This is a genomic window from Chryseobacterium sp. CCNWLW53, from assembly GCF_037083525.1.
GTDB classification, from domain to species: Bacteria; Bacteroidota; Bacteroidia; order Flavobacteriales; family Weeksellaceae; genus Chryseobacterium; species Chryseobacterium lathyri.
Map to the genome: position 1 here is coordinate 453,036 of NZ_JBAOJR010000002.1, position 12,682 is coordinate 465,717.

The 12,682-nt window shown below is 38.4% G+C and carries 16 protein-coding genes; all 16 read left to right on the forward strand.

The annotated features are described in order from the left end of the window. Nucleotides 1-35: 35 nt before the first annotated feature. The 16 genes from eco to V6R96_RS07055 all read left to right on the forward strand — a co-directional run bounded on the left by eco (nt 36) and on the right by V6R96_RS07055 (nt 12,531). Nucleotides 36-524 (forward strand): serine protease inhibitor ecotin, encoded by a 489-nt coding sequence (eco, locus tag V6R96_RS06980; protein ID WP_111954741.1) that lies wholly within the window; start codon nt 36-38, stop codon nt 522-524. Nucleotides 525-892: 368 nt separating this feature from the next. Beyond that, nucleotides 893-2,302: a TolC family protein gene (locus V6R96_RS06985; RefSeq protein WP_336378481.1), complete on the forward strand. Its 1,410-nt coding sequence runs from the start codon at nt 893-895 to the stop codon at nt 2,300-2,302. A 17-nt stretch (nt 2,303-2,319) separates the two neighbouring features. Beyond that, on the forward strand, nt 2,320-3,276 hold the full coding sequence (locus V6R96_RS06990) for an HlyD family secretion protein (RefSeq protein ID WP_111955071.1): 957 nt from the start codon (nt 2,320-2,322) through the stop codon (nt 3,274-3,276). 2 nt (nt 3,277-3,278) lie between these two features. Further along, nucleotides 3,279-4,463 (forward strand): ABC transporter permease, encoded by a 1,185-nt coding sequence (locus V6R96_RS06995; protein ID WP_111954745.1) that lies wholly within the window; start codon nt 3,279-3,281, stop codon nt 4,461-4,463. Between the two features lie 224 nt (nt 4,464-4,687). Beyond that, nucleotides 4,688-5,143, forward strand: a complete 456-nt coding sequence (locus V6R96_RS07000; protein ID WP_111954747.1) for a DUF1569 domain-containing protein — start codon at nt 4,688-4,690, stop codon at nt 5,141-5,143. Between the two features lie 12 nt (nt 5,144-5,155). Beyond that, entirely contained in the window at nt 5,156-5,626 is a 471-nt protein-coding gene (locus V6R96_RS07005) for a hypothetical protein (protein ID WP_336378482.1), read from the forward strand. A 2-nt stretch (nt 5,627-5,628) separates the two neighbouring features. Beyond that, nucleotides 5,629-6,024 carry a hypothetical protein gene (locus tag V6R96_RS07010; protein ID WP_336378483.1) on the forward strand — a complete coding sequence of 132 codons (396 nt, stop codon included), beginning with the start codon at nt 5,629-5,631 and terminating at the stop codon, nt 6,022-6,024. Nucleotides 6,025-6,031: 7 nt separating this feature from the next. After that, nucleotides 6,032-6,403 (forward strand): VOC family protein, encoded by a 372-nt coding sequence (locus V6R96_RS07015; RefSeq protein WP_223559159.1) that lies wholly within the window; start codon nt 6,032-6,034, stop codon nt 6,401-6,403. A gap of 10 nt (nt 6,404-6,413) precedes the next feature. After that, nucleotides 6,414-6,956: an SRPBCC family protein gene (locus V6R96_RS07020; protein ID WP_336378484.1), complete on the forward strand. Its 543-nt coding sequence runs from the start codon at nt 6,414-6,416 to the stop codon at nt 6,954-6,956. A 39-nt stretch (nt 6,957-6,995) separates the two neighbouring features. Next, the gene (locus tag V6R96_RS07025) at nt 6,996-7,445 is read left to right on the forward strand and encodes a VOC family protein (RefSeq protein ID WP_111954755.1); all 450 of its coding nucleotides are present in this window, start codon (nt 6,996-6,998) and stop codon (nt 7,443-7,445) included. Between the two features lie 182 nt (nt 7,446-7,627). Continuing rightward, nucleotides 7,628-7,720, forward strand: a complete 93-nt coding sequence (locus V6R96_RS20755) for a hypothetical protein (protein WP_407934752.1) — start codon at nt 7,628-7,630, stop codon at nt 7,718-7,720. A gap of 233 nt (nt 7,721-7,953) precedes the next feature. Next, complete coding sequence (locus V6R96_RS07035) at nt 7,954-8,631, forward strand: DUF2490 domain-containing protein (RefSeq protein ID WP_111954759.1); 678 nt, start codon at nt 7,954-7,956, stop codon at nt 8,629-8,631. Between the two features lie 88 nt (nt 8,632-8,719). After that, complete coding sequence (locus V6R96_RS07040; protein ID WP_336378486.1) at nt 8,720-9,724, forward strand: bestrophin family ion channel; 1,005 nt, start codon at nt 8,720-8,722, stop codon at nt 9,722-9,724. Between the two features lie 235 nt (nt 9,725-9,959). Beyond that, nucleotides 9,960-11,573 (forward strand): Na+/H+ antiporter, encoded by a 1,614-nt coding sequence (locus tag V6R96_RS07045; protein WP_336378487.1) that lies wholly within the window; start codon nt 9,960-9,962, stop codon nt 11,571-11,573. Between the two features lie 21 nt (nt 11,574-11,594). Further along, nucleotides 11,595-12,020, forward strand: coding sequence for an SRPBCC domain-containing protein (locus V6R96_RS07050; RefSeq protein WP_336378488.1), 426 nt, complete (start codon nt 11,595-11,597; stop codon nt 12,018-12,020). A 4-nt stretch (nt 12,021-12,024) separates the two neighbouring features. Further along, nucleotides 12,025-12,531: a GNAT family protein gene (locus V6R96_RS07055; RefSeq protein ID WP_336378489.1), complete on the forward strand. Its 507-nt coding sequence runs from the start codon at nt 12,025-12,027 to the stop codon at nt 12,529-12,531. Nucleotides 12,532-12,682 lie beyond the last annotated feature (151 nt).

Here is a 12,682-nt window from a genome sequence, read left to right on the forward strand (position 1 = left end):
TAGGGAAGTAGTAAAAATTTTTAAAATAAAATAAGATGAGATTTTCAAAAACTTTAATGACGGGACTGATTATGTTTGCAGGTGTAAATGCTTTCGCACAAAAGAAGGCAGAAAAGTTTGAGAAGCTGGAAATTGAGATGTTCCCAAAAGCTAAAGAAGGATTTAAGCAGGTATATATTCAGCTGCCTGTTGCAAAAAACGAAAACGATTTAAAAGTAGAGTTTTTTGTAGGCGCTGAAAAGATGCTGGACTGTAATAAATATTTCCTGATGGGAGAGGTGAAAACACAGGATCTTCAGGGTTGGGGCTATAACTATTATGAAGTAGAGTCCAACGGTGAAGCAGGAGGTACATTAATGGCCTGCCCGGATCAGAAGAAAACTAAGAAGTTTGTAACGCTTAAGCCTGAAATCGTAAGATACAACAGCAAGCTGCCTTTGGTATTCTACGTGCCGAAAGACCTTGAAGTTCGTTACAGAATTTTACGTCCTGATGCTAAAATGAAATCAGCGGTTCAGAGATAACCTGAATGATTTTTAAATAACAACTCCTCACATTGGTGGGGAGTTTTTGTTTGTGACAACAGGTATGATGCTGTAAACGAGAGCTTTTTATCACAGATATGTTGAAAGCTTTGAACCATTAAGATGAGTGAAGGTTTAAAAAAAGAATTTAATAAAATTAGAAAGGCAAATCCCCATGAATAAAAGAAAATTCAACTTTTTTCAATTAAAACATTCCTCAAATTAATCTTAAACAGATTAGCTATCCTGATCATAAATAGAGGATTAAAACTAAACGCTTTTTAAACTTACTTTAAATTCACTATACTGACGAATTATCTTCGTGTATTTAACAAATTTTTGCATTATATTTGTTGTAAACATAAACCATGAAAAACAATTTATTGATTTTTACGTTTAGTTTTTTGGCTTTTCCTGCTTTTTGCTGGGCACAGTCTGCGCCGGACTTTAAAGAACTTTTAGACAGCGCTATGGTCCGGGATTCCGATCTCAAAATGCAGATAACGCAGAACAAACTCACAGATCTTGACGGACACAAACTGAAAGACATCTTTCTTCCCACTCTGGAAGTAAGCGGGCAGGTGGGATATCTGAATGCGACCGCAAGATTAACGTCGCCAGAAATTAACCTTGCACCTTTTATCAATATTCCCGAAGGAAGTTTCAATAATAACCTCAATGTCTCAGGCTTTTCAGGAATTGCTAAAGCAGATGCCAAAATGCTTCTCTATTCAGGCGGAAAAGTAAAATACCTGAAAAAAGCCAATGAAGAAAAGAAAATTTCTGAAGATATTCTCCTTGAAAAAACCAAAGATGATGTGGTGGCTAATATTTCCAAGGCATACGATCAGCTGGCATTGATTCATCAGTCTAAAAAAGTATTGGATGAAAGTAAAAAAAGACTGGATATTAACCGGAAAACAGCAGATAAAGCTCTCGGTTATGGCCTGATTACGCCATACGACCATAAAAAAATAGAACTGGCACAGGCCACTTTGAATGCTAAAATGGTGGAATACGAAGGCAAAAAAGAGCTTCTTCTTACTCAGCTTTATATTCTGACAGGTATCAGTAAAGAACGTCTCAGAATGATTGATCCTGTGCTTTCTCCCGTAGAACTTTTATCTTCAGAAAAAGGAATAGAGGAAAGAGCTGAGGTTCGTGCCCTGGAACATGGAATAACAGCAGCAGATTACAAAATAAAAGCCGAAAGAACCTGGATGATCCCGAAAGTACAGCTGATGGCCTCTGCATACTATATCGGGCTTTACGGGAGCCGTATCAAAACTTCCGAAAATGTAATTCCTGCAGTTCCTGCCTTGGGTTATGAAGGCGCAAAACTGGACTGGAGACCTACCAATATCAATATACTTCCATTATTGACGGCTGGAGTGGGCTTTAAATGGGAGATCTTTGACGGAAAAGAAGGAAAACACGCAGAAGAAACCGCAAAAGTCGGAAAAGAAGTCCTGCAGAATAAAAAAGAAGATGCTTTAAAAAAATTAACCCTGAATCTGGCTAACAATCAGACCAACTATGATATTGCCACTGCCCAGATTGCTTTAAAAGCCAAAGAAAAAGAATTGGCCAAAAATGCTCTGGTTCAGGCTGAAAAAGAATTCAGATACGGAATGAGCAAATCTTCACAGCTTATTGATGCTGAAAATGATCTGGAGGTTGCAGAGCTTGAATACCAAAATGCCCTTTTCAACCAGAGAAGAGCCGGAATAGAGCTGATGAGATCGACTCAGGAGCTTGATATCACTAAATTGTATTAATCCTTACCATTAAAATGATGCATAAAAATATACTCATACTCTTTGCTGTTCTTTTTCTAGTAGGGAGCTGCAGCGAAAAAAAAGAAAATCTGAATGATTCCGAAGGAAAGACCAAAAAAGATGTGATCTCTTTTGCACCTAAAGTCACCGGAAGAATCCTCAAAATATATGTAACGGAAGGCCAGACTGTGAAAAAAGGAGATACCCTTGCGTTACTTGATGTCCCGGAGGTTTCCGCAAAAATTGCACAGGCTCAGGGAGCAGTAAGTGCTGCAACAGCTCAGGAACAGATGGCAAAAAACGGAGCTACGGCAGATCAGCTGAGGCAGCTTCAGGCTAAATATAAAGGCTTGAAGGAGCAGTATGAATTTGCCCAAAAATCTTTTAAAAGAGCTAATAATATGTACCGTGACAGTCTCATGTCTCCCCAGGCATATGATGAGGTATATGCCAAGCTTCAGGGTGCTAAAGCGCAGTATGATGCCGTTGTCGCTGAACTGGATGATGTAAAAAGAGGAACCCGCTTCGAAAAAGTGGAAATGGCGGCAGGACAGGCCTCACAGGCCAAAGGTGCCCTTCAGGAAGCTAATGTAGCCTATTCCGAAAGATATATTATTGCCACCAATGATATGGAAATAGAAACCATCAGCCTGAATACAGGTGAGTTGGCCACAGCTGGTTTTGCATTGTTTAACGGATATATCCCCGAAAGCACCTATTTCAGATTTACAGTTCCTGAAAGTGCTATTGCCAGATACAAGAAAGGGCAGGAGGTAAGTATGCAGGTCGTTTATAATAAGGAAATCCTCACCGGAACAGTTGTATACATCAAACAGCTTACAAGATATGCGGATATTACAACCGCTTATCCTGATTACCAGTTGCAGGATGCTGTTTACGAGATCAAAGTAAAGCCTGCAGACATGAATAAGGCTAAAAGTATATTGGTAAATGCTAACGTTATCCTGAAATAATCATGAAAGAATTTTTTCGGCTTTTAAAACGGGAATTCAAGCTTTTTATCGGCAATTCTACCCTGAGGACCGTATTTTTTCTGGCTCCGGTATTTTATGCTACATTGCTGGGTTTCGTCTACAAAAGCGGAAAAGTAGAAAATACCCCGGTACTTGTTATTGATAGGGATAATACACCTTTGTCCAGCCAGCTGACCGATATGCTGGATGATAATAAAAGCATCAGCATCATTAAATATGCTCAGGAACCTTTAAGCATAAAAGACGAGGTAATCCGGCATGAAGCAGCGGCTGTTGTGATTATTCCGTCAAGGTTTGAAGCTGATATGCTCCAGAAAAAATATCCCGAACTGAATGTGTACGTTAATACAGGAAATGTTCTTACTGCCAATTTTGCGTCCAAAGCACTTCAGCTTACCATAGGAACTTTCTCTGCCGGGGCATCAATCAAAGCTTTGCAGAAAGCCGGAATGCCCGCTACAAAGGCTGCAACGCAATATGAGCCATTCAAGGCCAACTATATCACACTTTTCAACACCACAGGAAATTATCTGATCTTTATGTGGCCCGCAATGCTGGCTGTAGTTCTTCAGCAGGTTATTCTCCTGGCAATGGCGGTAAGTTTTGCTGCTGAGTTTGAAAGAGGCTCCTTTGCAAAAGAATACATTAAAATGAAAAAATGGGCTTTCCCGACCATGCTGATCAAAGTCATCCCGATATGGGTTTTCTCCATTCTTATTGTCGGGGTCTATTACTTTATGCATATGATTTTCCGGGTTCCGATGCCCGAAGGAATACTTAATTTTATTCTTCTGACTGCAGTATTTGTTGGTTCCGCTTCGTTTCTAGGCGTTTTCATCAGTATATTGATCCCGGATGCTTTGAAGGCAACACAGATTTTAATGGTTATTGCCTCACCGGCATTCATCATCAGCGGATTTACATGGCCGTTAAGCGCAATGCCTGTTTTTGTCCAGTACATTGCTAACATTATTCCCCTGACTCCCTTTCTGCAGGCCTTTAAAATTTTACTGATCCAGAAAGGCTCTGTAGAGCTTACATTTCCCTATTTAAAGCATTTAAGTATTCTGCTTCTGGTTTATGCTGTTCTTGGCTGGATTGCCTTAAAGATTAAGCTTTGGATTATTTTTAAAAATACGGCAAAGAAGGAAGCTGAGAGTGTTTGAGAGGGATAATAATTATTGAGAATAATGTCAAAATATTTATTAAACGACAGCTTTGTTCAACAATTGAGATCGTAACCAGCAGCTTACAACGGGCAACCTTATGCTAAAACCTACATTCCGAATTTTAAAAAACACATTCCGAAAATACGACACCGTTTTTTTCATTATCCTGTAAAATCAAAAGAAAAAACTGATATATTTGCTTTCAGATAATTAGACATATTATGGAAAATGTATTTGATGCAAAAGATGCTCAGAACTATATTGATAGGATAAATAAGCTGGTAGAGGATACCCACGGTTTGTGGGGAAAAATGACGGTTGATCAGATGCTTGCCCACTGCAGCGTATCCTATGAAATGGTATATGAACCTGAAAAACATAAAAAACCGGGCTCCATTGCAAAATTTATTTTAAAGACTTTTGTAAAACCTAAAGTAGTTGGAGAAAAGGCTTATCCAAGAGATTCCCCTACAGCTCCCCAGTTCTTAATTACCGGAAGGAAAAACTTTGACGAAGAGAAGAAAAGGCTGATCGGTTTTATCCAAAAAACACAGCAGTTGGGGGCAGAAGCTTTCGATGGAAAAGAGTCATTTTCTTTTGGTAAATTAACTTCGCAGCAATGGAACAATATGTTTGCCAAGCATCTGAACCATCATCTTTCCCAATTTGGCGTTTAAACATTACACATTATGAAAAAACTTTTATGGTTCCTCATTCTTGCCTGCAATTTTGCATGGGGGCAGATGCCGGATATTTCAACAGTCTGGCTGAATAACAGCAAACCTTATACAGGAACAATAGGAGACCGCGGACAGGAACTGAAACTCAAGGTCAATATTTCTGAACAGAATAAGAAAAATGACCAGGAATACTTTATTTCCGGCTATTCTCTTGTGAATGATAGCTATGCAAAATATGAAGGTAAAATAACCATTACAAAATATAGGGACACCAAAAAAAAAGGTGTAGTATTTGGAGATTATGAACTGGCGGAAGAACCCACAGGTAAGCATATCGGTATTTTTAAAGGTAAATTTATTTATACCTTCAAGTGGAATAAAAAAACTGAAAAAATAGAAGGACAGTATATAGAATTAATTGGAGATTGGAAAAGTTATGACGGAAAACTGGACTTTAAAACCCGTTTAAAAAATCAATAACCATGTTAAGAAGAATACTGGCCGTTCCGGCTGGGCTCATTGTAGGTATTATCTGCATTACCATCATTGAAAAAATAGGGCATCAGCTGTATCCGCCTCCTGCCGGAGCTGCAAGTGGTGATATGGTAGCCATGAAAGATTATGTTGCCCATGCTCCCTTTATGGCGCTTTTCTTTGTAATCATCGGATATGCGCTGGCAGCTTTCGTTTCAGGATTCACAGCCTCAAAAGTGGCTAGCAATGGAAAACATACTTCTGCCATAGTTTGTGGAGTTATTTTCCTGTTCATAACTATATATATGATGTTCTCCCTGCCTACTCCGGTTTGGTTTTGGATCTTAGGAATTTTTGTGTGGGGATTGGTATTGGTAGGAAGTAAATTGGCTTTAAAAAAATAAAACACATATGAAATTAGGAGCATTCTCAATCAGTTTAAGTGTAAAAGATCTTCAGAAGTCTAAAGATTTTTATGAAAAACTGGGTTTCTCCGCTATGGGCGGAAGTATGGAGCAGAATTATCTCATCATGAAGAATGGAAGTACCCTGATCGGTCTTTTTCAGGCTATGTTTGATGGAAATATGCTTACCTTCAATCCGGGATGGGATGAAAATGCCCGGAACCTGGAATCTTTTGATGATGTACGTGACATTCAGAAACATTTAAAAGAAAATGAAGTGACGCTTGAAAAAACAGCAGATGAAACCACTTCTGGCCCTGAACACATTTTCCTGAAAGACCCGGACGGAAACATGATCTTAATTGACCAACACAGATAAAAACCAAATTATGAAAATATTAAAAAGAATTATCCTTGTCCTGGCTTCTATCCTTATCTTATGGATGGTAGTGGCTGCTCTGGTTTCAGGAGACTGTGTCTATGAAAAATCAATAACGATTAATGCGCCCGTTGAAAAAGTATGGCAGCAGACCAATACATTAAGAGCTATGGATCAGTGGAGCCCCTGGAATGATCTGGATCCGGCTATGAAAAAAGACTGGACCGGAACTACAGGGCAACCCGGTGAAAAAGTATGCTGGGACAGTGAAAAAGATGCTGCCGGAAAAGGATGTCAGAAAGTAAAAAAAGTGGATGCAGTAGGTAAAAGAATAGATACGGAGATTAAATTTTTAACACCGTATGAAAGTGAGGCCAATGCTTATGTAAAAATTGTTCCGGAAGGCAGTGGAAGCAAAGCCACCTGGGGATTTACCTCAAAAATACCTTATCCTTTCACAGTAATGAAATTGTTTATGAATATGGAAGATGCTATTGGAAAAGATTACCAGAAAGGACTTTCGAGATTAAAAGAATTATCTGAAAAACCTTAAACAGAAACTCATTAAAACTTAACTCATAAAAAACAATCAATGGCATCAGTAAACACTTATTTAACATTTAATGGAAACTGCAGAGAAGCATTCGACTTCTATAAATCAGTTTTCGGAGGAGAATATCCTTACATCGGAACTTTTGGGGAAATGCCTCCAATGGAAGGCAAAGAAACTTCTGAAGAAGATAAAAACAAAATTATGCACGTTTCTCTTCCAATATCTAAAGAAACCATTTTAATGGGAAGTGATACAGGTGGTGAATGGTCTTCCAATTTCAAAGCAGGAAATAATTTCGCTATTTCCATCAATGCAGAATCCAAAGAAGAAGCAGATAAGCTATTCGGTGGACTTTCTGCCGGAGGACAGGTGACAATGCCTATGGCAGATACTTTCTGGGGAGCATACTTCGGAATGTTTACCGATAAATTCGGAATCAACTGGATGGTAAACTATGATGATCCTGCGAAAATGCAGCAGCATCCTTAAGATTCTATACGAAATAAAGTTTAAAAATAACCGGCAGAGAGATCTGCCGGTTTTATTTTATATTTTCATTCCAAAAAAAACATAATTTAGAGTGTAGGAAGAGATCTGGATATGGATAATTAAAACAAATAAAAAAGCAGTGATGAAATTTACAATTGAACAGATTAAAGCGGCACCCAAAAGTGAAAAATGGAGCAGATTTTCCGAAGTATATCCGGGTCATAAAGAATTTTGGAGTTTCGGTGTATACGGTTTCCATTCCAGAGGAGGAATAGACTGTTCAGAGATCGGAATAAAAGGCTGGAAAATGGATCTTAATGTCATGACATGCATTATTTTGATACAGAAGGCAATGAGATTTTGCTAAGGCAAATTCCCGGTTAATTAAGAACTATACCTATATTAATTTAAAATATCTTCAATTGAATTCTCCATTCATTATTGTTTGCTATTATTGATTTAAATTATTAATTTTGTTTTGTACGATAGATAATAGTAATTGAATAACATGAGAAAGATTTTCACGAAGCTGGTATTTACAGTATTAAGTCTGGGGTCGATAACGACATTTGCGCAGAAAAATGATTTAGGAGCATGGTACATGTATTTTGGAAATAATAAGATCAGCAAGAAGCTGAACTGGCACAACGAAGTCCAGTACCGGAATTTTGATGCAGTAGGAGACCTCGAACAGCTATTGATCCGTACGGGAATAGGGTATGATCTGACGGAAAATAACAATAACGTTTTGCTGGGTTACGGTTTTATTTTGAGCCGGCCTTATGTAAACGGTGAGAAAAAAGAGAATATCGAGCACAGGATCTTCCAGCAGTTTATTACGAAACAGAAGTTCGGACGTTTTAATCTGCAGCACAGATATCGTTTGGAAGAACGTTTCCTCCAGGATGATTTCAGGATGAGATTCCGGTATATGATCGGACTCAATATACCGATCACCCAAAAAGAAATGCTGCCGAAATCATTGTATGCTTCAGTGTATAATGAGATCTTCCTGCATTTTGACAGTCCGGTTTTCGACAGAAACAGAGTTTATGGAGCTTTAGGATATGTTATCAATAAAAATATGCGGATAGAAGCCGGTTATATGAATCAAATCCAGGAAAACAGAAATCGGGGGCAGATCCAGATCGGTTTTTATAATAATATTCCTTTTAACAAAAATTAATATTAACAGCCCTTGCCGGATGCCTTGATGAAGAAAAAAACTGTTAGTTTAGAAAATAGAATCAACAGATCAAAAATAAATAACACATATGCATTCAGGAAAAAGATTTGGTGCGCTTGAGTTCGCTACCTGGACAAGACGAAGTATCTATGTTTTAACGATATTATCGGCAATACCTACTGTATTGTATTTTTTAGGCTGGAAATTTGTTTCCGTTCCCTGGCAGCCCATTGCTATTTTGGGAACTGCAGTGGCTTTTATTGTTGGTTTTAAAAACAATGCCAGCTACAGCAGGCTTTGGGAAGCCAGGCAGATCTATGGTGCCATCATCAATGACAGCCGTAGCTTCGGATACATTCTGAGAGACTCCCTTTCTGCAAAAGATCCGAAAAAAGTAAAAGAAATGTTTTTCCGTCATTATGCATGGCTTACAGCACTCCGTTTCCAACTGAGAGAGCCCAGAGCCTGGGAGAATATGGGAACCGCTCAATATGATGAATATGCTAAAAAATATGATATACCGGAAAGACTGACCCAGCTGGACGATGAGCTGAAAAAGTATATTTCCGAAACCGAACTTCAATACATTTTAAGCAAAAAAAACAGGGCAACACAGCTGATGGCCAGCCAGAGCAAAGAATTATCCGAAGCTTATGCAAAAGGAGATATCAATGATTTTCAATGGACACAGATCAACCAGCAGCTGGTAAAATTTACAGATGACCAGGGAAAAGCAGAAAGGATTAAGAACTTTCCTTATCCGAGAAACTTCTCATCCATTACCACGTATCTTTTGCTGCTGTTTATTCTTTTTGTACCTTTTGGATTACTGAAAGAACTGGATAAATTAGGTGAAGGAACCGTTTTGGAAGGCTGGACCATATGGTTTAATATTCCATTTTCATTGATGGTTACCTGGTGTTTCCATACACTGGACAGTGTAGGTGAAGCTTCGGTAAACCCTTTTGAAGGAAGCCCGAATGATGTGCCAATCACCCAGATCAGCCGTACCATAGAGATTGATATGAGAGATATGCTGGATGAAACTGAACTTCCGCCAGCCATTACTCCAAAGAACAATATTGTACTTTAAAATAAAGGGTAGATTGAATATATACTGCTAATCAGTCGATAGAATTTTAAATAAAAACAGAACTTCCAACCTTATAGGTTTCCACAACTTATAAGGTTTTAAAAAAGATAGATTTTAAAAGCCAGCCTTAGTTAAGTGTCATACTTTTGCGCCTAAAAGCAAGGTTTTTAAAAACTTAGCGTCTCTGTATTTAGTCAACTTCAAAATCAAAAAACAACTAAAAAAACAAATCAAAATGATTCACAGTTATGTTATCATATCCATTGCGGTCCTTTTGTCTGTAATGATATTGGTGATGATAGGGCAAAAGCTGAAAGTAGCTTATCCCATCTTCCTGGTTATTGCCGGTCTTCTGATCAGTCTGATCCCCGGAATGCCACATATTGAAATAGAGCCGGATCTTGTATTCCTGATCTTCCTTCCTCCAATTCTTTTTGAAGCGGCATGGTTTACTTCATGGCAGGATTTTCACAAGTGGAGAAAGCAGATCTTCTCAATGGCTTTTGGGCTTGTATTTTTAACTTCAGTTGTAGTGGCCTATCTTTCATCTTCCATTATCCCGGGACTTACTGTTGCAATGGGATTCCTGCTTGGAGGGGTGAATTCCCCACCTGATGCAGTAGCAGCCACTTCCGTATTGAAACATATGAAAATCCCTAAAAAGATTACGAGTATTCTGGAAGGCGAAAGTCTCATCAACGATGCTTCCAGTTTAATTGTCTTTAAATTTGCCCTAGCAGCTGTTATTTCAGGACAGTTTATATGGAGAGATGCTATTCAGGACTTCTTTCTGATGGCAGTAGGTGGAGTGGCAGTAGGTATAGCTACAGGACTCTTGTTTGGAGCTTTGTTGAGGATCATTCCTTCCAACTCCAATATTGATACGGTGATTACGCTGATTGTTCCGTACATCATGTATGTAGGAGCAGAACACTTCCATTTTTCAGGAGTATTGGCTGTGGTAGCTGGAGGTCTTTTGATGTCGTATAATTCACACTGCTACTTAAGTCATACCTCAAGAATACAGTCCGGAAATGTTTGGAGTGTACTTATATTCCTTATGAATACTATTATTTTTATTCTTATTGGTCTTGAGCTTCCGGTGGTCGTTGCCGCTATGAAAGATTACACCATTTCAGAAGGAATCTTTTACAGCGTTGTAATTGGAGGAGCTATTATTTTTACAAGGATATTGTACAGTTATGCTGTCATGTATTTCCCGAGACTCTGTTCAAAAGAATTAAGGTTAAAAGTTCCCAAACCGGACTGGCGGGAACCTTTCATCATCAGTTTTGCGGCTATGAGAGGAGTTGTTTCACTGGCTGCAGCGCTCTCGATTCCGGCATTTTTGCCAAATGGAGAAGCTTTTCCGCACCGTAACATTATTTTATTCGTAACTTTCGTTATTATATTGATCACGCTGGTAGGACAGGGGCTTCTTTTGACTCCGATCCTGAAATGGCTGAAAATAGATGATGCCGGAAGCGAATTACCTGAAGAAAAACAGGAAGTGATCCTTATGCGTAAGCTTAAAGAAACAGCACTGCATAAAATGGAAAATGATTTTTCTGAGCTTGCAGAGAAAAATACTTTGATTCGCCACCAGAAACATAAGCTGGAAACCGAAATGATGCTGATGGCAGATAAAGCCCAGTGTATGGCTTCTACAGGAGATTACGTTAATGCGATCAATGAAAATAAGGATGTGCTCCGCCAGATCATCCAGGCGCAGAGAAACGAACTGCACCGGATGAAGAAGGAGAAAATTTTTGATGACCATGTCATGAGAACCATTGAGATGCAGCTGGATTTTGATGAAGCGAAAATTACCGGATTCTCCCACAGTTAAACCATAATTTAATCTGATAATATGAATACATCAATCACTGTTCAGTACAAAATAAATGCTCCGGCAGAAAAAGTCTGGAAAGCATTAACTGATAAAAATGAAATGAAATCCTGGTATTTTGATATCCATGATTTTACTTTGGAAGCAGGAAAAGAATTTAATTTCTATGAGCCGGGTGAAGCTAAGAAATATCACCATCAGTGCCGTATTCTGGAAATTATTCCCAATCAAAAATTAAAACATACATGGTCATATCCTGAACTTTCTGATGCTGTAACTACCGTAACATGGGATCTTCAGAAAGAAGACACCGGAACGTTGGTAACATTGACTCATGATGATATTGAAGGTTTCGATAGTTTGGGCGAAAATTTTTCAAAGAAAAGTTTTACCGAAGGCTGGAACGGAATTATCGGAAAAAGTATGAAAGAATACCTGGAAAAATAAGAATATGATTGAGCTGCAGATTTTTAAAGCAGAAGATGCTCCTGAACTGATTTCTAAAATAAAAGACAAAAGATCACTTCTTCAGTTTGCCGGTCCTGCTTATCATTTTCCCCTTACAAAAGAACAGCTGGAAGATGATCTGAAAAACGAAAACCGATTTATGTTCAGGGTTTTTGATATATCAGAGCACAATGTGATCGGTCATGCTCAGATTTTTTTGAAAAACCATACTTTCCTGCTTGGAAGAATCCTGATCTGGGATGAAAACAATCGGGGAAAAGGTTATGGAAAGAAAATTGTAAAGGAGCTGCTGAAATATGGCTTCAGTCATTTAGATAGAAAAACAGCTGAGCTGAATGTATACGACTGGAATACCGGAGCTATTGAATGCTATAAAAAAGTAGGATTTGAGATTGATCCGGGTGTCATGAGCGAAGTCAGCATCGATAACGAGCTATGGATTTCTATTAATATGAAAATTAATACGGATACTTTTGAATCCCTGGAATAATGACAACATTTACTGCGCTGCGTTCCTAAAAGATTTAAAACAAAAGTAAAATCTGTTGTAAGATCAGGACTTTTGAATAGAATAGGAGGGAGTTTACGGTGTATGACCACAACGGTTATATAGTACAATTTGGACAGCCTGTGGATTATAT

Excerpts from the sequence above, each read along its gene's own strand:
- eco (WP_111954741.1), top strand. The coding sequence starts at position 36 with ATGAGATTTTCAAAAACTTTAATGACGGGACTGATTATGTTTGCAGGT.
- V6R96_RS06985 (WP_336378481.1), top strand. The coding sequence starts at position 893 with ATGAAAAACAATTTATTGATTTTTACGTTTAGTTTTTTGGCTTTTCCT.
- V6R96_RS06990 (WP_111955071.1), top strand. The coding sequence starts at position 2,320 with ATGCATAAAAATATACTCATACTCTTTGCTGTTCTTTTTCTAGTAGGG.
- V6R96_RS06995 (WP_111954745.1), top strand. The coding sequence starts at position 3,279 with ATGAAAGAATTTTTTCGGCTTTTAAAACGGGAATTCAAGCTTTTTATC.
- V6R96_RS07000 (WP_111954747.1), top strand. The coding sequence starts at position 4,688 with ATGGAAAATGTATTTGATGCAAAAGATGCTCAGAACTATATTGATAGG.
- V6R96_RS07005 (WP_336378482.1), top strand. The coding sequence starts at position 5,156 with ATGAAAAAACTTTTATGGTTCCTCATTCTTGCCTGCAATTTTGCATGG.
- V6R96_RS07010 (WP_336378483.1), top strand. The coding sequence starts at position 5,629 with ATGTTAAGAAGAATACTGGCCGTTCCGGCTGGGCTCATTGTAGGTATT.
- V6R96_RS07015 (WP_223559159.1), top strand. The coding sequence starts at position 6,032 with ATGAAATTAGGAGCATTCTCAATCAGTTTAAGTGTAAAAGATCTTCAG.
- V6R96_RS07020 (WP_336378484.1), top strand. The coding sequence starts at position 6,414 with ATGAAAATATTAAAAAGAATTATCCTTGTCCTGGCTTCTATCCTTATC.
- V6R96_RS07025 (WP_111954755.1), top strand. The coding sequence starts at position 6,996 with ATGGCATCAGTAAACACTTATTTAACATTTAATGGAAACTGCAGAGAA.
- V6R96_RS07035 (WP_111954759.1), top strand. The coding sequence starts at position 7,954 with ATGAGAAAGATTTTCACGAAGCTGGTATTTACAGTATTAAGTCTGGGG.
- V6R96_RS07040 (WP_336378486.1), top strand. The coding sequence starts at position 8,720 with ATGCATTCAGGAAAAAGATTTGGTGCGCTTGAGTTCGCTACCTGGACA.
- V6R96_RS07045 (WP_336378487.1), top strand. The coding sequence starts at position 9,960 with ATGATTCACAGTTATGTTATCATATCCATTGCGGTCCTTTTGTCTGTA.
- V6R96_RS07050 (WP_336378488.1), top strand. The coding sequence starts at position 11,595 with ATGAATACATCAATCACTGTTCAGTACAAAATAAATGCTCCGGCAGAA.
- V6R96_RS07055 (WP_336378489.1), top strand. The coding sequence starts at position 12,025 with ATGATTGAGCTGCAGATTTTTAAAGCAGAAGATGCTCCTGAACTGATT.